This window comes from Arachnia sp. (genome assembly GCF_057238465.1).
The window spans coordinates 403,630-427,817 of sequence record NZ_DBHHFZ010000001.1; the positions used below are offsets into that span (position 1 = coordinate 403,630).

General features: G+C 65.7%; 24 protein-coding genes. 20 read left to right on the top strand and 4 right to left on the bottom strand.

What is annotated here, in order from left to right; translation table 11 throughout:
- Positions 1 to 132: 132 nt before the first annotated feature.
- Positions 133 to 1,323, top strand: coding sequence for a signal recognition particle-docking protein FtsY (gene ftsY / locus ACO6D6_RS01870; RefSeq protein ID WP_484782780.1), 1,191 nt, complete (start codon positions 133 to 135; stop codon positions 1,321 to 1,323).
- Between the two features lie 15 nt (positions 1,324 to 1,338).
- On the opposite strand, the gene ACO6D6_RS01875 is transcribed toward ftsY, so the two are convergent.
- Complete coding sequence (locus tag ACO6D6_RS01875; RefSeq protein ID WP_484782782.1) at positions 1,339 to 2,022, bottom strand: response regulator; 684 nt, start codon at positions 2,020 to 2,022, stop codon at positions 1,339 to 1,341.
- Positions 2,023 to 2,274: 252 nt separating this feature from the next.
- On the opposite strand from ACO6D6_RS01875, the gene ACO6D6_RS01880 reads away from it, so the two are divergent.
- The 5 genes from ACO6D6_RS01880 (at position 2,275) to ACO6D6_RS01900 (ending at position 8,786) form a co-directional block, all read left to right on the top strand.
- Positions 2,275 to 2,475 (top strand): hypothetical protein, encoded by a 201-nt coding sequence (locus ACO6D6_RS01880; protein ID WP_484782784.1) that lies wholly within the window; start codon positions 2,275 to 2,277, stop codon positions 2,473 to 2,475.
- 472 nt (positions 2,476 to 2,947) lie between these two features.
- Positions 2,948 to 4,858, top strand: a complete 1,911-nt coding sequence (locus tag ACO6D6_RS01885; RefSeq protein ID WP_484782785.1) for a sensor histidine kinase — start codon at positions 2,948 to 2,950, stop codon at positions 4,856 to 4,858.
- A gap of 54 nt (positions 4,859 to 4,912) precedes the next feature.
- Positions 4,913 to 6,451 (top strand): signal recognition particle protein, encoded by a 1,539-nt coding sequence (gene ffh / locus ACO6D6_RS01890; protein ID WP_484782787.1) that lies wholly within the window; start codon positions 4,913 to 4,915, stop codon positions 6,449 to 6,451.
- 35 nt (positions 6,452 to 6,486) lie between these two features.
- Positions 6,487 to 7,563, top strand: coding sequence for an amidohydrolase family protein (locus tag ACO6D6_RS01895; protein WP_484782789.1), 1,077 nt, complete (start codon positions 6,487 to 6,489; stop codon positions 7,561 to 7,563).
- A gap of 23 nt (positions 7,564 to 7,586) precedes the next feature.
- Positions 7,587 to 8,786, top strand: coding sequence for a S49 family peptidase (locus tag ACO6D6_RS01900; RefSeq protein ID WP_484782790.1), 1,200 nt, complete (start codon positions 7,587 to 7,589; stop codon positions 8,784 to 8,786).
- An 8-nt stretch (positions 8,787 to 8,794) separates the two neighbouring features.
- Here the strand turns inward: ACO6D6_RS01900 and ACO6D6_RS01905 are convergent, their stop codons facing one another.
- Entirely contained in the window at positions 8,795 to 9,139 is a 345-nt protein-coding gene (locus tag ACO6D6_RS01905; protein WP_484782792.1) for a metallopeptidase family protein, read from the bottom strand.
- 195 nt (positions 9,140 to 9,334) lie between these two features.
- Here ACO6D6_RS01905 and rpsP point away from each other — a divergent pair, with 195 nt between their 5' ends.
- The 14 genes from rpsP (at position 9,335) to ACO6D6_RS01975 (ending at position 20,397) form a co-directional block, all read left to right on the top strand.
- Positions 9,335 to 9,772, top strand: a complete 438-nt coding sequence (gene rpsP / locus ACO6D6_RS01910) for a 30S ribosomal protein S16 (protein ID WP_484782794.1) — start codon at positions 9,335 to 9,337, stop codon at positions 9,770 to 9,772.
- A gap of 3 nt (positions 9,773 to 9,775) precedes the next feature.
- Positions 9,776 to 10,024, top strand: coding sequence for an RNA-binding protein (locus ACO6D6_RS01915; protein WP_014846367.1), 249 nt, complete (start codon positions 9,776 to 9,778; stop codon positions 10,022 to 10,024).
- Between the two features lie 11 nt (positions 10,025 to 10,035).
- Positions 10,036 to 10,554 (top strand): ribosome maturation factor RimM, encoded by a 519-nt coding sequence (gene rimM, locus ACO6D6_RS01920; RefSeq protein WP_484782796.1) that lies wholly within the window; start codon positions 10,036 to 10,038, stop codon positions 10,552 to 10,554.
- Positions 10,551 to 11,252 carry a tRNA (guanosine(37)-N1)-methyltransferase TrmD gene (trmD, locus tag ACO6D6_RS01925; RefSeq protein ID WP_484782797.1) on the top strand — a complete coding sequence of 234 codons (702 nt, stop codon included), beginning with the start codon at positions 10,551 to 10,553 and terminating at the stop codon, positions 11,250 to 11,252. The genes rimM and trmD overlap by 4 nt, the downstream gene beginning before the upstream one ends.
- 134 nt (positions 11,253 to 11,386) lie before the next feature.
- Positions 11,387 to 12,130 (top strand): succinate dehydrogenase cytochrome b subunit, encoded by a 744-nt coding sequence (locus tag ACO6D6_RS01930; RefSeq protein ID WP_484782799.1) that lies wholly within the window; start codon positions 11,387 to 11,389, stop codon positions 12,128 to 12,130.
- 8 nt (positions 12,131 to 12,138) lie between these two features.
- Positions 12,139 to 14,142, top strand: coding sequence for a fumarate reductase/succinate dehydrogenase flavoprotein subunit (locus ACO6D6_RS01935; RefSeq protein WP_484782801.1), 2,004 nt, complete (start codon positions 12,139 to 12,141; stop codon positions 14,140 to 14,142).
- Positions 14,139 to 14,888, top strand: coding sequence for a succinate dehydrogenase/fumarate reductase iron-sulfur subunit (locus tag ACO6D6_RS01940; protein ID WP_484782803.1), 750 nt, complete (start codon positions 14,139 to 14,141; stop codon positions 14,886 to 14,888). The genes ACO6D6_RS01935 and ACO6D6_RS01940 overlap by 4 nt, the downstream gene beginning before the upstream one ends.
- 232 nt (positions 14,889 to 15,120) lie before the next feature.
- Positions 15,121 to 15,471 (top strand): 50S ribosomal protein L19, encoded by a 351-nt coding sequence (gene rplS / locus ACO6D6_RS01945; protein WP_484782805.1) that lies wholly within the window; start codon positions 15,121 to 15,123, stop codon positions 15,469 to 15,471.
- 78 nt (positions 15,472 to 15,549) lie between these two features.
- The gene (gene lepB, locus ACO6D6_RS01950) at positions 15,550 to 16,335 is read left to right on the top strand and encodes a signal peptidase I (RefSeq protein ID WP_484782806.1); all 786 of its coding nucleotides are present in this window, start codon (positions 15,550 to 15,552) and stop codon (positions 16,333 to 16,335) included.
- Complete coding sequence (locus ACO6D6_RS01955; RefSeq protein ID WP_484782807.1) at positions 16,329 to 16,943, top strand: ribonuclease HII; 615 nt, start codon at positions 16,329 to 16,331, stop codon at positions 16,941 to 16,943. Before lepB ends, ACO6D6_RS01955 begins: the two co-directional genes overlap by 7 nt.
- A 6-nt stretch (positions 16,944 to 16,949) precedes the next feature.
- Complete coding sequence (locus ACO6D6_RS01960; RefSeq protein ID WP_484782809.1) at positions 16,950 to 17,261, top strand: DUF2469 domain-containing protein; 312 nt, start codon at positions 16,950 to 16,952, stop codon at positions 17,259 to 17,261.
- Positions 17,262 to 17,384: 123 nt separating this feature from the next.
- Positions 17,385 to 17,759 (top strand): YraN family protein, encoded by a 375-nt coding sequence (locus ACO6D6_RS01965; RefSeq protein WP_484782811.1) that lies wholly within the window; start codon positions 17,385 to 17,387, stop codon positions 17,757 to 17,759.
- Positions 17,756 to 19,291, top strand: a complete 1,536-nt coding sequence (locus tag ACO6D6_RS01970) for a YifB family Mg chelatase-like AAA ATPase (protein ID WP_484782812.1) — start codon at positions 17,756 to 17,758, stop codon at positions 19,289 to 19,291. Before ACO6D6_RS01965 ends, ACO6D6_RS01970 begins: the two co-directional genes overlap by 4 nt.
- Positions 19,291 to 20,397, top strand: a complete 1,107-nt coding sequence (locus ACO6D6_RS01975; RefSeq protein ID WP_484782904.1) for a DNA-processing protein DprA — start codon at positions 19,291 to 19,293, stop codon at positions 20,395 to 20,397. Before ACO6D6_RS01970 ends, ACO6D6_RS01975 begins: the two co-directional genes overlap by 1 nt.
- A 340-nt stretch (positions 20,398 to 20,737) precedes the next feature.
- On the opposite strand, the gene ACO6D6_RS01980 is transcribed toward ACO6D6_RS01975, so the two are convergent.
- Positions 20,738 to 22,507 carry a hypothetical protein gene (locus tag ACO6D6_RS01980; protein WP_484782814.1) on the bottom strand — a complete coding sequence of 590 codons (1,770 nt, stop codon included), beginning with the start codon at positions 22,505 to 22,507 and terminating at the stop codon, positions 20,738 to 20,740.
- Complete coding sequence (locus ACO6D6_RS01985; RefSeq protein ID WP_484782816.1) at positions 22,504 to 24,147, bottom strand: outer membrane protein assembly factor BamB family protein; 1,644 nt, start codon at positions 24,145 to 24,147, stop codon at positions 22,504 to 22,506. Before ACO6D6_RS01985 ends, ACO6D6_RS01980 begins: the two co-directional genes overlap by 4 nt.
- Between the last annotated feature and the right edge of the window lie 41 nt (positions 24,148 to 24,188).

Consider the following 24,188-nt stretch of genomic DNA (forward strand, 5'->3'; position numbering starts at 1 on the left):
CGTGACGCCGGGCCATGGACCAGCGGGACAGGGCCTCCCTTTTCCTTTTCTGCCCGGTGGCCGCGGGTGTTGCCTCTTGTCGCCCGGGACATCGTGATCTGCCCGGCGGGCGAAACCTTCTAGGATTGCCCCGTGGGAGATTTGATTTTCTGGTTGGTCGTCGCGATCGTCGGGGCCGGGCTGGTGGTGGCTGCGCTCATCATCAGGTACGGCAAGAAGGAACTACCCCCCGGCGAGACACGGGAGGCCATCGAGGCCCCCGGGGCGGGAGCCGTCGTCGAAGAGGAACCGGTGGTCGAAGAAGAGCCGGTGGCCGAAGAGGAGTCGGTGGCCGGGGAGGAACCGGTCGAGGCCGGGGAACCGGCAGTAGAAGCCGCGGAACCCGAGCTGGATCGACCCGAGGAGCCGCGCTCCCGGTTCGCCCGGCTGCGTCGCCGTCTGGCGTCGAGCAACAACGTGCTGGCCCGGGCTCTCGGCGAGCTGCTGAGCGTCGACCGGATCGATTCCGAGACCTGGGACGACTTCGAGGCCACCCTGATCGCCTCCGACCTGGGAGTCGGACCCACCACGGAACTCACCGAGGCACTGCGTCGGGAACTGAGCATCGACGGTGTGTCTGACCCCGAACGTGCCCGTCAGGTGCTGCGCACCGAACTCCTGAAACTGGTCGGGCCGGACCTCGACCGGGGCCTGAACCTGACCGCCGCTGAGGGCGACCCTGCCGTTGTGATGGTGGTCGGGGTGAACGGGACGGGCAAGACCACCACCGTGGGCAAGCTGGCCCGGGTGCTGGTCGCCGAGGGTCGTTCCGTGGTGCTGGGCGCGGCCGACACCTTCCGGGCCGCGGCCGCCGAACAGCTCGCGACGTGGGGGGAACGGGTCGGCGTCGCGACGGTGAGTTCCGCCGAGGGCAGCGACCCCGCATCCGTCGCCTTCGACGCGGTGGCCAAGGGCAAGGAGGAGGGAACCGACGTGGTTCTCGTCGACACCGCAGGGCGGCTGCACACCAAGGTCGGGCTGATGGACGAGCTCGGCAAGGTGAAGCGAGTCATCGAGAAGAAGGCCCCCGTCAGCGAGGTCCTGCTGGTTCTCGACGCCACCACGGGTCAGAACGGCATGACGCAGGCCCGGATCTTCTCCGAGGTGGTGGATGTCACCGGAATCGTGCTCACCAAGCTGGACGGCTCCGCCAAGGGAGGCATAGTCATCCAGGTGCAGCGGGAACTCGGGGTGCCGGTCAAGCTCGTCGGTCTCGGGGAAGGCGTGGACGATCTGGCCCCCTTCGACCCCGAGGGTTTCGTGGCCGGAATCCTCGGGGAGTGAAGGTGAACAGGAACCTCAGGACACCCCGGGGGTCATGAGCGTCGGATCGACGAGCCCCAGCTGAATGGCCCGCACCAGGATCTGGGTGCGGGACTTCAGCCCCATTTTGTCACCGATGTGGGACAGGTACTGTTTCACGGAGCCCTCGGAGATGAACATCTTGGCGGCTATCTGGGCATTGGTCATACCCTGGCCCAGCCAGATCAGCAGTTCCTTCTCACGCGGGGCGAGCCCGGCGGCTGCGGCCTCGTCGGTCAGGATCTTGGGGTGGCCGGTCAGGAGATCGGCCACCAGTTCACGCCGGACTCCCGGGGCGAGCGGCATCTCGCCGTCGCGGGCCTGCTGGATGTCGGTCAACAGCGCCGGGCCGCCGCAGTCCTTCATCAGGTACCCGGAGGCGCCGGCGCGCAGGGCGGAGACGATGTATTCCTGGGTGCCAAAGGTGGTCAGGGCCACTATGCAGGCCCCGCGGTGCTTTCGGTTGATCTCGCGTATGGCATCCACCCCCGACATGTCCGGCATCTGCAGGTCCATGAGCACCACATCGGGTTTCAGCTCCTCGTATGCCTCCACTGCTTCCCGACCGTTGCGTGCCTCTCCGACCACCTCGTAGTTGTCGTGTCGGGTCAGGAACATGCGATAGGCCTCACGGACCATGGGATCATCGTCGGCGACGAGTACGCGACAGAGCTCGGTCATGGTGGAACCATAATCCAAACAGGCGAGATTTGTCTCATCTACTGTCGCGCCACGCGGAACGGCGTGTCTTCCAGAGGACTCGGGGGAGATCGGGAAATCCTCGACGCTGAACCAGGTTGAACGGGAGGTTCGATGGAGGTGCTCTACGGATGACCCGCCAACAAAACTGTGCTTACAGCGACGCGGTGTGTAAGATTCCCTGTGTTGTCTGGGGAAGGATGTCGGTGGTCGCGTGAAAAGTGGAGGAAAGCGATGAAGAAGATGCGCCTCGCGGCAGCCGCCCTCGTTCTGGGCTCCTGCATCACCCTTGGCGCGGTTCCCGCGAATGCCAACACCACCGAACCGGTCACCAATCAGGTCCCCATCTCCACCATCCAGGGCAATGACACCAATGGCCTCGGATGCATTGTCAAGCTGTGGTTCGGGATCCGCACCTGGTGTAAGGTTCGGTAGCGATTCGGCGGGGCTCCGGGCCGCCGCCGACTGAAAAATGATCTGAATCGATTGGGGGTTCATGGGGTCGAAGACAGGGGATCAGGGGCCGACAGCCGCGTTGACGGGTGTCGGCCGCTGGATTGTTTTGACCATCGTCGGGGTCCAGCTGATCTCAGATATCTTGGAAATCCCTATGGCGGGACAAGAGATTTCACCCATGGTCGCTCTGATCTATTGCACCATTGGGGTGGCCTGTTTCGTTCTGCTTTGGCGGCCGTGGATTGGCCTGTCCATTGGCCTGCTGCCCACAACCCTCATTCTGATCAGCAATGACACCGGGGCTGACTTCGTCTTCTTCATGTTGGCCTCGGCGATCTTTGCCTTCCAGTATGGTGCACGGACAATTCTCCCGACCTTTCTGGCGGGAGCATGCTATGGGGGGCTGCGCGGACTCAACGCGGTGGGTACCCCTGACGGTCCCATGGAACAGATGGTTCATTATGCCGCTCTGACGCTGTTCGGTGTTTTCCTGGGGTTGGTCATCAGGGGGCTCCACGCCGCCATTGGCCGCAGAGAGGTGCGGCTCGCCATCTTGGCCGGGGACATCGCCGAGATTCGCAGCGGCGAGCGGCTGAGGCTGGCAGGTGAGCTCCGGACGGTGGTGGGAGAGCGGCTGGAGGAGGCCTGGGAGGGCCAGAAGGCCCCGCGCCACACCTGCGACGCCTGGGTTCTCAGGGATGCGCTCGAAAGGGTGCAGATCATCTGCCTGGACGCGGTCACCCGCGTCCGGGCCCTGGTCGGGATGCTGCGGGAGGACCCCGTGGCAGAAGGCAACGACGAGTCCCTGTCGATCATCGGACCGGTCCAGATACTCGCCAGCATGGCCGAGACCCTGCGCAGGCAGGGGTTCCACGTGGAGTTGAAGGTTGACGACAGACTCAACCACAGGAGCGTCGTCACCCAGCTGACCGCCACCCGGGTGGCGCAGCTGCTGCTGAACTCCGCCGAGGCCCTGCGTCCCGACCCGTTGCGGCTCAAGGTGGACTGCCCACCCGGGGAAACCCAGGTGATGGCGGAGATCGTCACACCCAACGAACTCCGCAAAGAAGACATCTCCGCGTTCGAACGGATCCAGGAACGGGTGCAGGCCCTCGGGGGACGCTTCTCCAGGGCGTTCACCGGAAAAGGCCAGCTGCTTGAGTTCCGCCTCCCGGAATCCAGGGCAGGCGGGGTGGACGACGCCGCCTCCACCGAGGAGAAGAAATCGCTCGGACGAAGGATCGCCTGCGTCGCGCTGCCCCTGCTCGTCCTCGGAGCCCTGGCGTTCTGGACCTACAACACCCAGCGGCTGGACTGGTCGCTGGCCTGGGCGATCTTCGGCTACCTGAGCACCGCGATCATGTACTGGTGGCCGATCCCCGGCGGGGTCATGGGTGCCGTGGCCGTCGCTGGCATATTGATCACCCCCGAGCAGACCCCCGTGGCGCTGTCCGCGGTGATCCTGATGGCCTGTTGGAAGTTCACCCGGGGACGGAACCCCTACTGGGCCCTCGGCGCCGGGCTGGCGGCCCTGATCGGGCTGTGGGTGCTCAGCATAACCAGGCTGACCGACAGCCCGGAACTCGTCGTCGGGGTCTCGATGCCCTTCATCGGCTTGGTCTGCGCTGCCATCAGCTGGCAGTACGCGAAGATCCGGAGCCGCCAGGACCAGCAGGCCGCCGCCCTGATGGAGGCCATCGAGGCCGCCCGGACGGAGGAACGCAACCTTTTGGCACGCGAGCTCCACGACGTCCTGGCGCACCACTTCTCCGTGGTCCTGTTGCAGTGCATGGCCTATGGTGACAGCGACGACGCGGAGGAGGTCCGGTTCGCCCTGGACCGGATAGCGGGTTCCCTGGAGGCCGCGGAGGGAGAACTCTTCCTCCTGACGGATGTCATGTCCGACGGGGAGAAAGGGGAGCTTCCCGCCCTGGTGCGTCCCCTCACCGTGGCCGACCGGTTGGAGGGAACCCTCAAGAACGCGCACTTCCAGACCGAGTTCAAGATCGACCCATCATCCGACGATCTGCCCCAGATCACGAGACGTACCATCACCCGAGCCATGCAGGAGGGCGTCACCAACATCATCCGCTACGCGGAGCACGGGGGAAAATGCCTGGTGGAACTGAAAGTGGAGGAAACCGTCGTCAGGCTCCGCGTCTGCAACGAACTGCCCGAGAACAAACGCGAGTCCAAGCTGTCGCTGGGCTACGGGCTGGCCGGGATCCAGGAACGCATCGACCTGTCAGGGGGTAGATTCACCGCCGGCCCGGAGGGCAACCAGTGGGTCGTGAGCGTTGAACTGCCAAACCGGGGACGCGAGGCGGAGTCCCTCGGCGGCCCGAGCACCTACATACACTGACAACTCCACTGTATTCTTGGCAGGCACCGCCCCGGAACCCAAGGAGCCAAGGACTTGTTCGACACACTTCAGGACCGTTTAGCAGATCTGTTCAAGAGCCTCAGGTCCAAGGGGCGCCTCAGCCAGGCCGACATCGACGCCACCATGCGCGAGATCCGCATCGCCCTGCTCGAAGCGGACGTCAACCTTGGTGTGGTCAAGCAATTCGTCTCAGCGGTCAAGGAACGCTGCGCAGGAACCGAGATCAGCCGCGCCCTCAACCCCTCGCAGCAGATCATCAAGATCGTCAACGAGGAACTCATCGGCATCCTGGGCGGCCAGGCCCGCACCGTCCGGTTCGCCAAGAAACCACCGACGGTGATCATGCTCGCAGGCCTGCAGGGCGCGGGCAAGACCACCCTCGCCGGGAAACTGGGCCGCTGGCTGAAATCCGAGAAACACAGCCCCCTGCTGGTGGCCTGCGACCTGCAGCGGCCGAACGCGGTGAATCAGCTCCAGATCGTGGGGGAGCGGGCCGGGGTGCACGTCTTCGCGCCGGAACCCGGCAACGGCGTCGGCGATCCGGTCCAGGTGGCCCGGAAGGCCTTGGAGCACGCGGAGCGCAGCCTCTACGACGTGGTGGTCATCGACACCGCGGGCCGGTTGGGCATCGACGAGGTGCTGATGCAGCAGGCCGCCGACATCAAGGCCGCCACCCACCCCGACGAGGTGCTGTTCGTCGTCGACGCCATGATCGGTCAGGACGCCGTCAACACCGCCAAGGCCTTCAACGAGGGCATCGGCTTCGACGGGGTTGTCCTCACCAAACTCGACGGCGATGCTCGCGGCGGCGCCGCCCTGTCCATCGCCCGGGTGATCGGCAAACCCATCATGTTCGCATCGAACGGCGAGGGCCTGGCCGACTTCGACGTTTTCCACCCGGACCGGATGGCCTCCCGCATCCTCGGCATGGGGGATGTGCTGACCCTGATCGAGCAGGCCGAGAAGAACTTCGACGCGGAATCCTCCCGCAAGGCGGCCGAGAAACTCAGCGCCGGCAAGGGAAGTTTTGGGCTGCAGGATTTCCTGGCCCAGATGCAACAACTGCGGAAACTGGGACCGCTGAGCAAGATCTTCGGAATGCTGCCCGGCGCCGGTCAGTTCAAGGACGCCATCAACTCGATCGACGAGAAAGAAGTGGATCGGATCGAGGCGATCATCTTCTCCATGACCCCGGCCGAACGCGACGACGTCGGCATCCTCAACGGTTCTCGCAGGGCGCGGATCGCCAAGGGTGCAGGGGTGCAGGTCTCGGACGTGAACAACCTCGTCAACCGGTTCGTCGAGGCCCGCAAGATGATGGAGCAGATGGCAGGGGGGAAGATGCCCGGAATGCCGGGTATGGGCGGGGGACGTGCAGCACGCAAGCAGCAGGGCAAGTCTCGGAAACGCGGGCACAAGATCTCCGGCAACCCAGCCAAACGCAAACAGCAGGAGGCCGAGCGCGCCCGCGGCATCAAACCCGGGGCCGCGCAGTCCATCCCCCAGACGATGGACGACTTCCAGCTGCCCCCCGAGCTGCAGAAGATGTTCGACGAGCAGCAGCGGAAATAGGCCGTTCCCGGCCCGGAGTCTCTATGCTTTCGCCCATGACTGCGGAGCCCATGCACATACACGGCACCTTCCTGCCCGATGAGGAACCCAGGGACTTCTGGGTGGCCGACGGCAGACTCACCTCCGAACCCGTCGCCGGGGCGAGAACCCTGGCCCGGGACGCCTACATCATCCCCGGACTGGTGGACGCCCACTGCCACATCGGGCTGGGGGTGGAGGGAGCCGTCAGCGTCGAGGAGACACTTCGCCAGGCGCGTGCCGACCTGGCCGCCGGAACCATGCTGGTCCGTGATGCGGGATCCCCCTCCAACACCCGCTGGGTGCAGCAGGACGAGACCCTGCCGAGGCTGATCCGCGCGGGCAGACACGTCGCCCGCACCCGCCGCTACATCCGTCACCTGGCCGTCGAGGTGGAACCCGAGGCCCTGATCGAACAGATACGTCACGAGGCCCGCGACGGCGACGGCTGGGTGAAGCTCGTCGGCGACTGGATAGACCGTTCCACGGGTGACCTCGAGCCGTCCTTCCCGGCAGCCCTGGCGGCCGAGGCGATCGCGGTGGCCCACGAGGAGGGGGCCCGGGTCACCGCCCACTGCTTCGGGGAACAGTCCGTAGCGGAGCTGGTGGCGGCCGGGATTGACTGCATCGAACACGGCACCGGGATGAGTGACGAGGTGATCCAGCAGATGGCCGACGGTGGTGTCGCCCTGGTGCCGACCATGGTCAACCTGAACCGTTTCCCCCAGTACGCGGAACCGGGACGTGACAAGTATCCGGTGTTCGCCGACCACATGATGGCCCTGTACGCGCGTCGCCGGGAAACCATCGGCAAGGCCATCGAGGCCGGGATCGATGTCCACTCGGGCACCGACGCGGGTACCGTGGTGCCCCACGGGGAGATTCTCTCCGAGGTTGCGGAACTGGCCTCGCTCGGAGGTGGGGCGTTCGCCATCGAGGCGTCGAGCTGGGGCGCCAGGTCCTGGCTCGGTGCGGATTCCCTCACGGAAGGGGCCAGCGCGGACCTGATCGTCACCAGCACCGACCCGCGTCTCGACACGGGTGTGCTCCGGGATCCGGTCGCCCGGGTTCTGCGCGGACGGCTGATTTCCTGACCCGGATTTGATTGACTTGGTGCATGACGGAGCCTGAGAAGTCGAAGAACGAATCCCACGAGCCCGAGACCAATCCCTACGCCCCGCCTCTCGGCCGTCCCATCCAACCGGTGGCGCCACCCCCGGCCGGGAAGGGCGGCTTCAAACGCGGATTCGGCACCGGTCTGGGGGCCGGGCTGGGGTTGATGACCGGTTTCGTGGTGCTCAGCATCGTGGGCGGACTGTTCGCCGTGATCTCGCTGGGAATGCTGCTCAGTTCCATCACCAAGGACGGAGCCAGCACCTCCCTCGAGAGGGTCTGGGGAGCTGAAGGGGCCAGCGGCCACCTGCGGGCCATCCGGATCTCCGGCATCATCATGACCGACGCCACCGACGGGGCGCTGCTCCCCTCCGGAACCTACGGCTACGAGGTGGCGGATCAACTGGACTCCCTGAAGACGGACCAGGCCGACGGGGTGGTGCTGCTGGTCAACACCCCGGGCGGCACCATCACCGGGTCCAAGGCCATCGCCGACGCCATCACCCGCTATCGCGAGCGCACCGGGAAACCGGTGCTCGTGCACGTCGAGGGCTCCTCCACCTCGGGTGGGGTCTACTCCACCGCGACGGCGAACGAGATCATCGCCGATCACGGTTCCATGATCGGCTCCATCGGCGTGATCCTGGGCCCGCTGCCGCGCTACAAGGATGTCGTCGCTACGGGAAGCACTCTGTTGCAGCAGGGGATCACCACCACGGGAGGCATCAGCCAGGAGTACATCACCTCGGGCACCGGAAAGGACCTGAGCAACCCGTACCGGGATCTGACCGAGCAGGAACGCCAGCGACTCCAAGCGATGGTTGACGACGACTACGAGATTTTCGTCTCCGAGGTGGCTGCGGGTAGGAAGATCGACCCGCAACGAATCCGAAACGAATTCGGGGCCGGGGTCTTCAGCGCCCGGCAGGCGGTGGAACTCGGACTCGCCGACGCCGTCATGGGGCGCGACGAGTTCTTCCGGCACGCCGCCACCGCAGCCGGCCTGGATCCGGACAAAACCGTGGTGGAGAAGGTCGCTGAACCCAAGGGCCTGTCGGCACTGCTCGGAGCGAAACGTGCCTGGGGAACCTCGCTGCCGTTGTCGGCGCTGGGGGACAGGACCGTGGCCTCCGCCAGCATGTGCAGCGTCACGGCCCCGATCGCCTACGCTGGAGACCTCTCCGGGGTCTGTGGGAACTCCTGAGGAAAGGCTCAACCCCAGCCCAGCTCGTGGAGCCGTTCCTCCTCGATGCCGTGGTAGTGCCCGATCTCGTGGACCAGGGTGATGGCGATCTCCTCGAACAGTTCGTCCTCGTCCTCGCACATCCGCGACAGGGGGCCGCGAAACAGCACCACCCGGTCCGGCAGCATCCCGAACCACGAGGAATCACGCTCGGTGAGGGCGGTTCCCTCGTAGACCCCCAAGGTGTCGGAACCGTCCTCCGGTTCGTCCTCCACCACGATGGCCACGTTGTCCAGACCGTCCAGCAATTCCTCCGGGAGGGTGTCCAGGGCCTCCTCGACCAGCGCGTAGAAGTCTTCCTCACCGATGTCCACGCGACCGATCCTACGGGGGAATTGTTGGGACTGCCCGGGGAAATCTGGCAGAATACATCCGCACCTGTCGCTGGCGCCCTCTAACTCCGGCGAGCACGGTTCATCCGGTCAGTGCCGGGCGTGCCCCACACGCACCGCCCACTGGCCATCCAACTCGTCTGGTCACAGACCCAAAAGCAACAGGAGATTCCGAACTTGGCCACCAAGATTCGTCTGAAGCGTTTCGGCAAGATTCGCTCACCCCACTACCGCATCGTCGTCATGGACTCCCGTTCCAAGCGGGACGGGCAGGCCATCGAGGAGATCGGTCTCTACCATCCCAAGAATGATCCGTCGTTGATCCGCGTCAATTCCGAGCGCGCCCAGTACTGGCTGTCCGTGGGCGCCCAGCCGACTGAGGCAGTGGTAGCCATCCTCAAGCGTTCCGGCGACTGGCAGAAGTTCACGGGCGAGGACACCTCCTCCGGGATCCTTCCCCAGCCCGAGCCGCGCGACCGCGAGGCCGAATTCGCAAAGGCCCTGGCCGAGGACGGCAATGCCGTCGCCCCCGCCATCTCGAAGGCGAAGAAGAAGGCCGAGGAAGAAGCCGCCAAGGCTGCTGCCGAGGACGAGGCCGCCGAGCAGGAGGCCTGAGTCGTGCTCGCCGACGCTCTTGAGCACCTGGTGGCAGGGATCGTCTCCAACCCCGACGATGTGACCGTGCGCGACAAGGACCTGCGCCGCGGTCGTCTTCTGGAGGTGCGTGTCCATCCCGAGGACATCGGAAAGGTGATCGGTCGGCAGGGTCGTACCGCGAGTGCGCTGCGCACCGTGGTCGGGGCGCTGGCGGGAAACGAACAGGTCCGCGTCGACTTCGTTGATGTCGACCGGCCCCGTCGCCGCTGAACGGGTCCGCCTTGACCGATCTGGTTGAGGTGCTCGTCGGGGTCGTGGGTCGCGCCCACGGCATCCGCGGCGACGTGTTCATCGATCTGCGTACCGACGAGCCCGGACGCCGGTTCCAACCGGGGTCCGGGCTCCGTCTCGCGTCCGGTGCACAGCTGGTCCTGGAGCGCATCCGCTGGCATCGCGGGAGACTCGTGGTCTCCTTCCGGGGTTACCCGGACAGGACCGCTGTCGAGACGCTTCGCGGCGAACGCCTGTTCGTCGACGTTCCTGCAGATGAGACCCCGAGTGAACCGGAGGAGTACTTCGACCGGCAGCTGATCGGGCTTCGCGCCTTGGACGCCGACGGCCGGCAGGTCGGTGAGATCGTGGAGGTGCTGCACCTACCGGCGCAGGACTGCCTGGCGGTCGAGACCACCCACGGGCGGCGCCTGGTTCCCTTCGTGTCGGCCCTGGTGCCCCGGGTCGATCTCGTGGCGGGGGAGGTGCAGTTCGCTGAAGTGGGTGGACTGTTGGAGGAACTCGAATGAGAATCGACGTCATCACGATCTTCCCCGATTATTTGGCGCCGCTGTCGTTGTCGCTGGTGGGCCGGGCGGTCGAGGCGGGCATCGTCGACCTGGCCATCCACGATCTTCGCTGGTGGACCCACGACCGGCACCACACCACCGACGACACCCCTTACGGCGGGGGCGCCGGCATGGTGATGAAGCCCGAACCCTGGGGCGAGGCCCTGGATGCCATGGAACACCTCAACCCCGCGCCCATGACGGTGGTGGTGCCGACCCCGACGGGCCGGGTGCTGGACCAGGGCCTGGCCCACGAATTGAGCACCCGGGAGAGGCTGGTGTTCGCTTGCGGACGCTACGAGGGCATCGATCAGCGGGTGCTGGACCACTGCGCGGAGAGCTACGACTTCATTGAGGTAAGCCTTGGCGACTATGTCCTGAACGGTGGTGAAGCAGCGGTGCTGGTCATCACCGAGGCGGTGGTTCGGCTCCTCCCGGGGGTGCTCGGGAACCCGGACTCGCTGGTGGAGGAATCACACGCTCCCGGACACCGGCTGCTGGAATACCCCAACTACACGAAACCCCCCGTCTGGCGGGGCCGTCAGGTGCCTCCCATCCTGTTGTCCGGCAACCACGCGGCCATCGCGGCATGGCGTCGGGAACAGGCTCTGGAGCGCACTCGGCAACGCCGCCCGGACCTGCTCGAAGAGGGCACCTGAGGGACATATTTTCGTCCCTTCCGGGTAGCGTAAAACCCCTTATGGGCAAGGGTTTGGCGCATTTTTGCGACGGGGCGACCCTTAATCGGACCCGGTGTGCGAAACAACGTCCGAAGGCAGCTAGAGTGAGCCTCGTGGCAACATCACTAACTATCCATCAACGAGCGTTGCGGTCCACGGTCGCCCGGAAGGCCCTGATGGCGGTAACCGGTCTGATCCTGATTGTCTTCCTGCTCGTGCACATGTACGGCAACTTGAAGATGTTCGTCGGCTACGACTTCGCGGCCAACGCCGGCGCGAACACATACCACGCCTTCGATCACTACGCCCACTGGCTGAAGGGCGCCAGCGAGGACGGTGGCATCCTGTACCCGGTCATGCCGGCCGGGCAGTTCATATGGGTGTTCAGGGCGGTGCTGCTCCTGTCCATCGTCCTCCACATCTGGTCCGCGGCGACGCTGTCGGCGAAGACCGTCAAGAACCGCGGCAGCAAGTACCAGGTCACCAAACGCCAGGCGCAGACCTACGCGTCCCGGACCATGCGCTGGGGCGGCGTGATCATCCTGGTGTTCGTGATCTTCCACCTGATCCAGTTCACCGTCGTCCCGGGCTCCCTGGGCGGTAACGGCGATCATCCGCACAGCATGGTGATCGCCGGATTCCAGCAATGGTGGATCACCGTGTTCTACGCCGTCTCCATAGCGCTCGTGTGCATGCACATCCGTCACGGCCTGTGGAGCGCCTTCGCGACGTTGGGTGGGAATCTCTCCGCCAACTCCCGCAAGTGGCTGAACATCATCGCGCTGGTCGTCTCCGTCGTGCTCTACGCCGGATTCATGATCATGCCCCTTTGTGTCCAGTTCGGAATCCTGAAGTGAGCAGCACCATGACGACCACGACTTTCAACCCTTCCGACTACTGGATCGAAGGCGAGGACATCGCCGACGCCAAGGCACCCGCGGTGGAGATCGACAAGGTCTGGCAGACCCGCCAGTTCCAGGCCCGTCTCGTCAACCCTGCGAACCGACGCAAGCTGAGCGTCATCATCGTCGGCACCGGCCTGGCCGGTGGTGCCGCCGCCGCGACCCTTGGTGAGGCCGGCTACAACGTCCTGAACTTCTGCTACCAGGACAGCCCCCGTCGCGCCCACTCCATCGCGGCCCAGGGTGGCATCAACGCGGCGAAGAACTACCGCAACGACAACGACTCCACCTACCGGCTGTTCTACGACACGGTCAAGGGCGGCGATTACCGTGCCCGCGAGACCAACGTCTACCGGCTGGCGGAGGTCAGCGCCAACATCATCGACCAGTGCGTCGCCCAGGGCGTTCCGTTCGCCCGCGAGTATGGCGGCCTCCTGGACACCCGGTCCTTCGGTGGCGTGCAGGTGCAGCGCACCTTCTACGCCCGTGGCCAGACGGGCCAGCAGCTGCTGATCGGTTGTTACCAGCAGCTGGAACGCCAGATCGAGGCGGGCACCGTCAAGATGTACTCGCGCCACGAGATGGTCGAACTGATCGTCGTTGACGGCCGCGCCCGCGGCATCGTCACCCGCAACATGGTCAACGGCAAGATCGAGGCCTGGACCGCCGACGCAGTCGTGCTCGGTACCGGTGGCTACGGCAACGTGTTCTTCCTCTCGACCAACGCCATGGGATGCAACGCCACTGCCGCTTGGCGTGCGCACCGCAAGGGCGCCTACTTCGGGAACCCCTGCTACACGCAGATCCATCCCACCTGCATCCCCGTTCACGGCGACACCCAGTCCAAGCTGACCCTGATGTCGGAGTCGCTGCGAAACGACGGCCGCATCTGGGTGCCAAAGAAGGCCGCGGACTGCGCCAAGGATCCCCGCGACATCCCCGAGGAGGATCGCGACTACTACCTGGAGCGGATCTACCCGGCGTTCGGCAACCTGGTGCCCCGCGACATCGCGTCGCGTCAGGCCAAGAACATGTGCGACGAGGGCCGCGGGGTCGGCCCGGCAGTGGCCGAGAAGCAGGCGGACGGGACCATCAAACAGGTGCGTAGGGGCGTCTACCTCGACTTCTCCGACGCCATCAACCGGCTGGGCAAGGACGGGGTCTCCAACAGGTACGGCAACCTCTTCGACATGTACCAGCAGATCACCGGTGAGAACCCCTACGAGGTGCCCATGCGCATCTACCCGGCGGTTCACTACACCATGGGTGGGGTCTGGGTGGACTACGACCTGCAGAGCACGATCTCGGGTCTCTACGTCACGGGTGAGGCCAACTTCTCCGATCACGGCGCGAACCGCCTCGGCGCCTCGGCCCTGATGCAGGGGCTCGCCGACGGGTACTTCGTGCTTCCCAACACGATCAACGACTACCTGGCCGACGGCCCCTTCGAGAAGATCTCGGACAACCACCCGGCTGTGGTGGAGGCGGTGCAGACCGCCACGGCACGCTTCTACAAGCTGCTGAAAATCCAGGGCACCCGTTCCGTGGATTCCTTCCACAAGGAACTGGGCCAGATCATGTGGGAATACTGCGGCATGAACCGCACGCAGGAGGGACTGATCAAGGCCATCGGTCTCATCCGAGAGCTCCGTGAGGAGTACTGGCGCAACGTGCGTGTCACCGGCGTCAACGAGGACTTCAACCAGGCCCTCGAACGCGCCGGACGGGTCGCTGACTTCTTCGAACTCGGTGAGTTGATGTGCATCGACGCCCTGCACCGCAGGGAGTCCTGTGGCGGTCACTTCCGGGCGGAGTCCCAGACCGAGGAGGGCGAGGCGCTGCGTCACGACGACGAGTTCCTCTACGTCGCGGCCTGGGAGTGGACCGGCGAGGGCAACAAGCCGATCCTGCACCGCGAGCCACTCGTCTACAAGGCAATCGAACTGAAGCAACGGAGTTACAAGTGAAGCTCAAGCTGCGCATCTGGCGCCAGGCCGGCCCCAACTCGAGGGGTGCGATGGCCGAGTACGACATCGACGGCGTGTCCCCGGACATGTCCTTCCTGGAGATGCTCGACATGCTCAACGAGCAGCTCACGGACGCCAACCAGGAACCGGTTGCCTTCGACCATGACTGCCGTGAGGGCATCTGTGGCATGTGTGGTCTCGTGATCAACGGCGTTGCCCACGGCGGTTCCGCAACCACCACCTGTCAGCTGCACATGCGTTCCTTCGCTGACGGGGCGACCATCGAGATCGAGCCCTGGCGGGCCGGGGCATTCCCGGTCATCAAGGACCTCGCGGTGGATCGCACGGCACTGGACCGGATCGTCCAGTCCGGTGGGTACATCTCCTCCAACACGGGTTCCGCTCCGGATGCCCACGCGACCCCTGCCCCGAAGCGGGAGTCCGACAAGGCCTTCGACAACGCCACCTGCATCGGCTGCGGTGCCTGCGTGGCTGCCTGCCCGAACAGCTCCGCGATGCTGTTCACCTCGGCGAAGATCACCCACCTGGCGATGCTCCCGCAGGGCCAGCCGGAACGCTACCGTCGCGTGAAGGCGATGGTCGCCCAGCACGACGAAGAGGGCTTCGGCAACTGCACCAACATCGGGGAGTGCTCCGCGGTCTGCCCGAAGGGCATCCCGCTGGAGTCCATTTCCCAGCTGAACCGCGACCTCATCAAGTCGCTGTTCAAGGGCGACGGCAAGTAGGAGACCGGGTCTCACCGAACCGTCAGCTCAAGCCACCCGCGTGGGGCGTCCGGGAACGGGCGCCCCACGTCGGCTACTGGAGATCCGGCATCGCCACGCCTCTTGTGGCATAATTGTCAGCCGCTGCCCAACAGGGCGGTCCGCTCAGTTCCGGCTCCTGCCACAGGGGGACAGTCCGGGACGCGGCGAGGAAACGACTACCGCGGTGACCTGTGGCACTGACGAGGACACCATGACCAATCCGTTGATCAAGGCCGTTGACCAGGCCTCCCTGCGTCCAGACATCCCCGAGTTCCGTCCCGGCGATTCGGTGCGTGTTCACGTGCGGGTAATCGAGGGCGGCCGATCCCGTATCCAGGTGTTCGCCGGCGTCGTGATCGCCCGCAACGCCAGTGGCGTGCAGGAGGCCTTCACGGTTCGCAAGATAAGCCTCGGCGTGGGCGTGGAACGCACCTTCCCGCTTCACAGCCCCATCATCGAGAAAATCGAGGTGGAACGCCGCGGTGACGTGCGGCGCGCCAAGCTGTACTACCTGCGTGGTCTGCGCGGCAAGGCCGCCAGGATCAAGGAAAAGCGCGCCTGAGCGCGTTTGTTTGGCCCGCGCCTGTAGGGTGAGACCCGGCGGCGCGGGCCGTTTGTTTTTCTCAGGAAGGCGATTGCGTTGGAAAACACCGAGGAATCCAGCACCGGGGTCGCGCAGGAGAAACCACGGTCCTTCAACCGAAGGTTTTTCAGTGGGGTTGGGGAGATCGCCATCATCCTCGTCGGTGCGCTCCTGATCTCCACCTTGCTGCGGGGCTTCGTCGCCCAGATGTTCAGCATCCCGAGCGGCAGCATGGAAAACACCCTCAAGGTGGGGGACAGGGTACTGGTCGCCAAGTTCGGGGGATTCCAGCGCGGCGATGTCGTGGTCTTCGAGGATCCCGCGCACTGGCTCTCGGGCCCGCAACCTGAACGCACACCAGCGGAGCAGGTCCTCGAGTTCATCGGGGTCCTGCCGAACTCCGGCGCGGGATATCTCATCAAACGCGTGATCGGCATGCCCGGGGACCGGGTGGCCTGCTGCACGGCGGCGGGGGCGGTGACCGTGAACGGGGAGGCGCTGGACGAGTCGCAATACCTGTACTCCGAGAACGGGGTCCAGGTGGCCCCCTCGACCATGTCGTTCGACGTAATCGTTCCCGCCGGTCACATATTCGTGCTGGGGGACCACCGGAACGCGTCAGCGGATTCCCGCTGCCACCTGAGGGACACCCGGGACGGCAGGAAGGCCGGATCGGCTGCGTTCGTGCCAACGAACAAAGTGGTTGGGGCGGCGGTGGCCGTCGTGGCGCCGCTGGACAGATTGTCGACCTTCCATGTGCCGGATACCTACGCGAAGGTCCCAGCGCCCGAGCAGGAGGCACCCGCGGAACCCACCATCATCGAGGCCCCGGCAGGGTGTTGACCGGCGCCCACGCATATGAGGCCGCCCTGACGGCAGCGGGTTTCGGCCCGGTCGCGGGGGCGGACGAGGCGGGGCGCGGAGCCTGCGCCGGGCCGCTGGTGGCGGCTGCCGTGATCCTGGACCCCGCCCGCCCTGTGGAGGGGCTCGACGACTCCAAGACGCTCAGCCCGAAACGCAGGGCCGGGCTCTGCGAACTGATATTGGAACGCGCCATGGCGGTTGCCTGGACCCGTGTCGAACCCGCCGAATGCGACGCGCTGGGGATGCACGAGGCCGATCTGCAGGGGCTTCGCAGGGCCGTGGCCCGGCTGGGGGTCAGGCCCGGGTTCGTCCTGACCGACGGCTTCCCGGTGAGCGGCCTGGGAACGCCGGGGCTGGGTATCTGGAAGGGGGACAAGGTGTCGGCCTGCATCAGCGCCGCGTCCATCGTCGCAAAGGTCCAGCGCGACGCGATCATGGTCGCCTACGAACGGGAATACCCCGGCTATGGTCTCGCCGTGCACAAGGGATACTGCACCACAGCCCACAAGAAAGCCCTGGAACGGCTCGGGCCGAGCCCCATCCACCGTCTCAGCTACGCCTGCGTACCCGATGCGGCTAGAGTGTGAGGCACCATGAGCACGGAAGACCTGGAACAGTACGAGAGCAAGCTGGAGCTTGACCTCTACCACGAGTACAAGGACGTAGTCAGCATCTTCACGTATGCCGTGGAGACCGAGAGACGGTTCTACCTGTGCAACGCTGTCGACCTGAAGGTTCGTACCGAGGGCAGCGATGTCTACTACGAGGTGTCCATGGGGGACGCCTGGGTCTGGGACATGTACCGGCCCGCCAGGTTCGTGAAGAGCGCAAAGGTCCTGACCTTCCGTGACGTCTCGATCGAGGAGATCACCCACTCCGATTTCCCGGTTCCCAACCAGACCTAGGTTCTGTTCTCCGCCGGACCCCCCGTCTGGGTGATTTCTTCAGGGGTCTCGCGGGGAGAAGGTCCTGTGGAAATAGTTCGCGGGACCGGCTTCCTGCCCAGAGTGTGGGCAGGAGGTGATCTTGTGGTTGTTCGTGGAAAAACCCGGGCGATCGGCCGGATCGGGGAGGAACACGCAGTTGAGCATCTGATCGGTCTCGGATGGCAGGTGCTTGACCGCAACTGGCGGTGCAACGAGGGTGAGCTCGACATCATCGCCCACGACCCGCACGCCGGGGCGCTGGTGTTCATCGAGGTGAAGTGCCGTTCGGGACTCGGTTTCGGGGATCCCCTCGAAGCGATCACGTGGCGCAAACGCAGCAAACTCCGGCAACTCAGCCTGTTGTGGCTCGCTGAGCACAGGATCCGGGCGGACCGGTTGCGCATCGATGCCGTCGGGGTGCTGCTGCGTCCCGGACGAGAACCCGTTGTCAACCACGTCCGGGGGATCGAGGAATGAGCACCGCATCGGCCTGGTCCGTGGCGCTCAATGGGCTCGACGGGGCGATGGTGGAGGTCGAGGTGGCCGAGGGAGGCGGCCTGCCCCGCACCGTGCTCGTCGGCCTGCCGGATGCGGCGCTCTCGCAGGCGAAGGAACGGGTCCGGGCGGCCGTGACGGGGGCCGGCCTGCCGTGGCCCAACGGGTTGGTGACCATCAACCTCTCCCCGGCAAACCTGCCGAAGACCGGCACCCATTACGATCTGGCCATAGCGACGGCCGCCCTGGCCGCCATCGAAAAGGTACCGGTGGAGGCCGCCCGGAACCACGTGTGTCTGGGAGAGCTGGGACTGGACGGCAGGCTGCGCAGGGTCCCCGGAATCCTGCCTGCGGTGCTGGCCGCCGTGCGGAGCGGATTCGACAAGGTGATCGTCCCGGCCAGTCAGGAGGCCGAGGCCTCGCTGGTGCCCGGGATCACGGTTTGGGCCGTCGGTCACCTGAAGGACCTCGTCGCCGTGCTGAACGGGGAACCGCCATCGGGTGGCTGGGAACTTCCCGTCGAGGAGGACACGAATCCCCGGCAGCGGCCCCCGCTGGACTTCCGGGATGTGCGTGGGCATCTCGATGGCCGCTGGGTCATGGAGGTGGCGGCTGCGGGGAGGCATCACGTGTTCCTGCACGGCGCCCCGGGGGTCGGAAAGACCATGCTCGCGGCCAGGCTGACCAGCATCCTGCCCTGTCTCGACGGTGAGGAGGCGGTTGAGGTATCGGCCCTGCACTCGCTTGCCGGGATGGATCTCAGCGGGGGTTTGCTGATCGAACCGCCGTACGCGGATCCGCACCACTCATCCTCCCCGGCCTCGATAATCGGTGGGGGAGCGCGACTGGTGCGTCCCGGATCCATCTCCCTGGCCCACCGGGGAGTGCTGTTTCTCGACGAGGCCCCCGAGTTCGGGGCGCGCATCCTTGACGCGTTGCGTACCCCACTCGAGTCCGGGTGGGTCACCATAGGCAGGGCGGCCGTGCAGGTGCGCTACCCGGCACGATTCCAACTGGTGCTGGCGGCGAACCCTTGCCCTTGCGGTTTCCACGGGGTGACGGGCCGCGAATGCCGCTGTTCTCCCATGACGGTGCGGAGGTACCAGGAACGGTTGTCGGGGCCGATCATGGACCGAATCGACATCCGGCATCACATGCTGCCGCAGCATCGTTCCTTCCTGGGCGGAGCCTTGGAACAACCCGAGTCCAGCGCGGGGATCGCTGCGCGTGTTCTGGAGGCGCGGGAAAGACAGGCGGGGCGGCTTCGGAACACGCCCTGGCGGACGAACGGTGAGGTGTCCGGCCCGTGGCTGCGTTCGCACCTGCCCCTGCCGGAGGATCCGTCACCCCTGGAACGGGCTTTGAACCGTGGCCTGCTGAGCGCCCGTGGCGTGGACAAGGTGCTGCGACTGGCGTGGACCGTTGCCGACCTGGCCGGGGAGGAGCGGATATCGGCGGCCTCCCTGCGTGTGGCCATGCAGTTGAGGCAGGGCGCATTCCAGGAGGCTGCGTGATGGATACCGCGGAACGCAGGGCCCGAATGGCCCTGTGTGCACTTCAGGTCGCCGCTGATCCGAGGCTTGCCCATCTCGTCGAGACCCACGGGGCCCGGGAAGTGTGGGAAACCATCCGGCGGCAGGGCGAATCCACATCCCTGGGGCGCCGTGCGCAGGGGGTTGATCCAGAGAAGTTGGAAGCCGCAACCACCCGAAGCGGTGCCTGTTTCCTCGTTCCCGGGGACGAGTTCTGGCCCGGAGCCCTCGCCGATCTCGGGACTTGCCAGCTGGGGGACCAGGGCGGGCAGCCGCTGGGGTTGTGGGTCGCGGGAAACCCTGAGTTGTTGATGATGCCGCGGGCCGTGGCGGTTGTCGGGGCCCGGGCGGCCACCAGCTACGGCCTGCAAGTGGCGGAAGAACTGGCGGCCGACCTCAGCGCCTCCGGCTGGCTGGTGGTCTCCGGACTGGCCTTCGGGATCGACAGCGCCGCCCACCGTGGCGCGCTGGGGGCGGGAGGCCCGACCCTGGCCGTGATGGCGACCGGGGTGGACAAGACCTATCCAGCCAGCCATCACGGGCTTCGGAACCAGATCCAGGCCACCGGCGCCGTCATCACGGAGCTGGCTCCGGGCATCCATCCGCTGCGAGCCAGTTTCCTCGGGCGGAACCGGCTGATAGCGGCCCTCGGAAGCGGCACCGTGGTTGTGGAGGCGGGAGCCCGTTCCGGGGCGAGGAACACCATCTCCTGGGCGGCGGAGCTGGGTCGTGTGGCCATGGCGGTTCCCGGGCCGGTCACGTCGTCGCTGTCCGTGACCCCGCATCATCTGATCCGGGAATCAATTGCCACACTCGTCACCTCGGCCACGGACGTGACCGCCCTGCTGTCCCCTCTGGGGTTTCAGGAAGAACTTCCGCTGCGGGGAGAGGAGCGGCCCATCGATTCCCTTCCCGTCCCCCTCAGATCCGTCAGGGAGGCCGTCCCCGTGGGAACGACGGTGGGGGCCTCGGAACTGGCGGTAGCAACCGGGATGACGGTGCCCGAGGTGATCGCCGCGGCCGCGGAACTCACCGAACTGGGCTGGCTCGAGGACACTGGGCCGGGATGGCGACTGCCCGGGGGATGACCGGCCGTTCCGATCGGGGCCAGCGACTTCACGGAAACGGCATTGGAACCCCGGATGTCCAGGAGACAGAATCCCGGCGACCGGTTGCGGCAGGCAGGAGGCCTGGTGGCCACGGCTGTTGCCACCAGCCTCCACCGGTCCGCGTGAAGCACAGTGCCTCCCGGCGTTGACGGATCCCCCGGCTTCCGGGATCCGGGAATTCGGGCCGTCTCCTGGGCTCCGGTGCGCTGATGATGCCCTCGCCTCGGTGTTTGCGTTGACCCCCATACAGCACATCGTCTCGTCTCGGTTGAAACGAAAGGTCGGAAAAATGACCGCCGGCCTGATCAGGAACTCGGTTTCATGGAACCCTGCCGACGACTGGTCCCACTCCGGGCCCGTACACAGGAAGCGGGGGAGCGGGAACTGGGGGTGGGGGAAACCGGATCGTGTCCGGTGCGATGGTTTTCGCCAGGCCCAGCAGCACGACGGTTATGAGCAGAGGCGGAGCAAAGACATCGTCACCCAGCTTCTCCCAGACCTCAAGGTCGAAGTAGCCGGTGGTGTCCCGTGTCAGCGTGCTGAAAAGCAGGAGGGTGCAGGCGAAACCGGCATTCGCCAGATACAGCAGCACCCGGGTGGTGCGAGGCAGGGTTTTCGTGTCCGCGTGAGTGAACTCGCCATCGGTCAGCAGACGCCAGGTCAGACCGAAGAGCAGCACGGCCACGGAGGAGAAACCCACCACCCAGCTCAGTGGGTCGTCCAGTATGAAACGCAGGTCGTGAACCACCAGCACGGCCCCGACCGTCAGCAGCATGCGCGCGCGTTCTCTGGTGAACTCGCGCCGAATCGCGACAAGGATGACCGCCGCGGTGAAGGCGATCTGCAACCACAGGGCGGTCGCGGACCGATCGAGGTCGGGGCTCATCCAGCTGGGCAGGAGTCCGGTCAGCAGCAGAAGCGCCTGGGGAACCGCGAAGGCCGCGGCAAGCGCCCCCACCTGCCATCGGCCGCGTCCACGGGTCAGGACCACGCCCACCACCAGCAACCCCAACCCGCTCAGCAACCGTCTCCACGGGTTGCTATTGGCCATGGAGCTGCTGTCCGCCAAGGCGATGAGCCAATCCGGGTTCTGTTGCCCCAGCGAGGTCAGCGCGGTGTTGGTGGTGTGTGCCAGGACCGGGATGAAGAGCCACAGCGTGGTGCCCAGAACGAGCAGATAGCTGACCTGGGAGAAGGGCTCCAGCAGGGTTTCGAGGGGATCGTCCGCGTGTCGCCCGGCCAAGGACAAGAGCAGCCAGAGAAGCAGGGCGGTGATGCTGAGCGACAGGAGGGTCCAGAGGAGCTTGGTGGACAACATCTGCGGCGGGATGTCCGCCAGATCACGCAGCACCGCGAAGGTGCGCCAGGCCAGGATCGCGATCAGGACCAGCCACGTCCACAGCGGTGACAGGGAACGGCTGGTCACCGACCCGAGGGACAAGCCCGCCTGGATGGAAACCTGGGCCAGGGCCGCTCCCGCCACCGTCAGCGGAATCACTGCGACGATGAGGAGGACCTGGAGGTGGATGGCCAACAGCATGAGTCGTATGTCGAAACCGAACGATATCCCCGAGAGGACGGCCTGCAACGGCGCCCCGATGAGCAGGGCCGTGAGTACTCCTACCACGAGGGGTTCCCAATCCGAGTAGCTGCGACGGAACCGGAGCAGGTGCAGCAGCAACAACAGGCCTGCGGCAAGCAGGGACAACCACCAGAAATTTTTGTCTGATGCCACGATGAAGGCGGCCTGAAGCGACGCCGCCAACAGCAGTAGCGCCAGCAACCGGACGAACCAGCCGGAGTGCAGCGCTGCCGTGTGCAGCAACGTCGTGGAGAGCCATATGCCGGCGATGACCAAGGGCAGGGAGGCCTGGGGGAAGAACAACCCCAGGGAACCAAAGGGCTGCAGCTCACCGTTTCCCCTGAGCAGCGGCGTGGCGATGATGTGGATCACGGAAAGGGCGAAGACGATGAGCAGCATGACCCCGAGGAGTTTGACCACGGGAGGCCATCCGGATGGCCGAACGCAACCCGTGACCAGGGGACGGACGACGATTCCTCGCCAGAGTTGCTTCAACGCCCTGATCATGATGACTTCCTGACTATGCCGTCCATTCCCAGGCTGGCGACTCCCTGCTGCAGCGTCCCTAGGCTCAGGTTGGTGGCGGGGGTGGCCGCCGTCATGGGCCACGAGCCGAGCTGGCCGCCCGAGGAACCCAGGGCGACCAGGGTGTCGGAACTCAGCGCGGCGATTACGTGACCGTCCGTCACCATTGAATGAAACCGCCCCCCGACCCTCCAAGTGGCCCTCAGGTCATCCCCGCCCAAGGTGAACCCGCGAATGGAGTTCCTGCTCAGCGTCACCAACGTGTCGTCCACGTTGAGAAGCTCACCAAGGTTGTCCTCGGCCATGGTGTGGGCGGACAGAAGGTTCCCGTCCGGGGATGCCACGACCAGCCTCGGATTGGCCGCTGCCACTACGTGACCGGCGATGCAGGCCACCGAATTGGGGCGTTCCTGAAGGTCCAGGGACCAGGCCGTTTCGCCGGACTGAGCATCGATTCCCGTCAAACCGTCGCTGGTGGGGACCACGACGTGATCGCCGCACCAAATGGCTTTGGCGGTGGGTCCTGCGTCCAGCTCCTGCTGCCACAGGATGGATCCCGTGGCGCCGTCGAGTGCCGTCACGGTCCCGCTGGCGTCCACCATCACGACCCTGTCCTCCCGCCAGTCTGGGGCGAAGGGAACGGTGTCGGGTAGGCGGGTGCGCCAGCGTGGCCGTCCCTGCAGGTCGTAGCCCGTGGCGTTCGGGGTAGTGGTGGTGGCCAGGATCAGGTCGCCCTGTCGGGTGAGGGACGTTACGTAACCTCCGGGATGGGCGCGGAAGGTCTTGGCGTTCGTGCCCATGAACAACAGGTCCCCGGCCGTTTGATGGGCGACGACCATGACGTCGTGATTACCCACCGGTGGCAACTCGACGGGCCAGACTACGGGTTCACGCTGGGAGAGGGAGGTTGATGTCGGGTTCCAGTCCTCCACCCGCCAGTCCAGATCAGAGGCCAGGGTGAGCGGTGGCACCGTAACCGGCTGTTGAGATGCGGAAGGAACGGGCCCCAGCCCGGGACACCAGGTTCGGTCCGTGTTCTCGATCCTCCCGTCGATTTCGAGTTCGGAGGTGATCCGGAGACACCCCGGGGCGGCCTGTCCCGGATCCTCCGGGGTGGAGGCCTTGGCCTGGTAGCGCCACCCCGTCTCTGTCATCGTCTGCAGGTCACGCGACACCTGCACCCGTCCCTCGGCCTTCCACACCGAACCGGGCCGTGTACTCGCGGGGAGCTCGGGCAGGCCCGGTTTGAAGACGCGCAACTCCGTGCCCGGCCCGATCACCAAGGTCTGCTCCACGTTCCCGGCCTGTAGCCTTCGCAAGGTCAGTTGCCTTTCGACGCCGGATACGGAGGTGCGGGTCGTCAACTCCCGCCACCAGGTCCGCTCCGCATCACCGATGTTCTCGGATCTCATGGCTAACGCGATGTGCTCGGGCCCGCTCGACACAACTTGGGCCAGGGACGAGATGGCATGTTCCCGGGTCACCCAGGTGTGCCCGTCCATGTGGCTGGACAGGACGCCGTCCACCGGGATCAGCTCGCCGTTCCAGGAGTTCCCCATGGGGCGTGCCAGCCAGACCAACGCGGACACGGTCATGGTGAAGACGACGATCGCCGCCACCACGTGGTGCACATTCGTCCGGTTTCGGGGGAGGGCGGTGAAAC

Bases quoted from the DNA above. Each gene is read 5' to 3' on its own strand.
- ACO6D6_RS01875 (WP_484782782.1), bottom strand. From the start codon at position 2,022: ATGACCGAGCTCTGTCGCGTACTCGTCGCCGACGATGATCCCATGGTC.
- ACO6D6_RS01880 (WP_484782784.1), top strand. From the start codon at position 2,275: ATGAAGAAGATGCGCCTCGCGGCAGCCGCCCTCGTTCTGGGCTCCTGC.
- ACO6D6_RS01885 (WP_484782785.1), top strand. From the start codon at position 2,948: ATGGTTCATTATGCCGCTCTGACGCTGTTCGGTGTTTTCCTGGGGTTG.
- ACO6D6_RS01895 (WP_484782789.1), top strand. From the start codon at position 6,487: ATGACTGCGGAGCCCATGCACATACACGGCACCTTCCTGCCCGATGAG.
- ACO6D6_RS01900 (WP_484782790.1), top strand. From the start codon at position 7,587: ATGACGGAGCCTGAGAAGTCGAAGAACGAATCCCACGAGCCCGAGACC.
- trmD (WP_484782797.1), top strand. From the start codon at position 10,551: ATGAGAATCGACGTCATCACGATCTTCCCCGATTATTTGGCGCCGCTG.
- ACO6D6_RS01935 (WP_484782801.1), top strand. From the start codon at position 12,139: ATGACGACCACGACTTTCAACCCTTCCGACTACTGGATCGAAGGCGAG.
- rplS (WP_484782805.1), top strand. From the start codon at position 15,121: ATGACCAATCCGTTGATCAAGGCCGTTGACCAGGCCTCCCTGCGTCCA.
- ACO6D6_RS01960 (WP_484782809.1), top strand. From the start codon at position 16,950: ATGAGCACGGAAGACCTGGAACAGTACGAGAGCAAGCTGGAGCTTGAC.
- ACO6D6_RS01970 (WP_484782812.1), top strand. From the start codon at position 17,756: ATGAGCACCGCATCGGCCTGGTCCGTGGCGCTCAATGGGCTCGACGGG.
- ACO6D6_RS01975 (WP_484782904.1), top strand. From the start codon at position 19,291: ATGGATACCGCGGAACGCAGGGCCCGAATGGCCCTGTGTGCACTTCAG.
- ACO6D6_RS01980 (WP_484782814.1), bottom strand. From the start codon at position 22,507: ATGATCAGGGCGTTGAAGCAACTCTGGCGAGGAATCGTCGTCCGTCCC.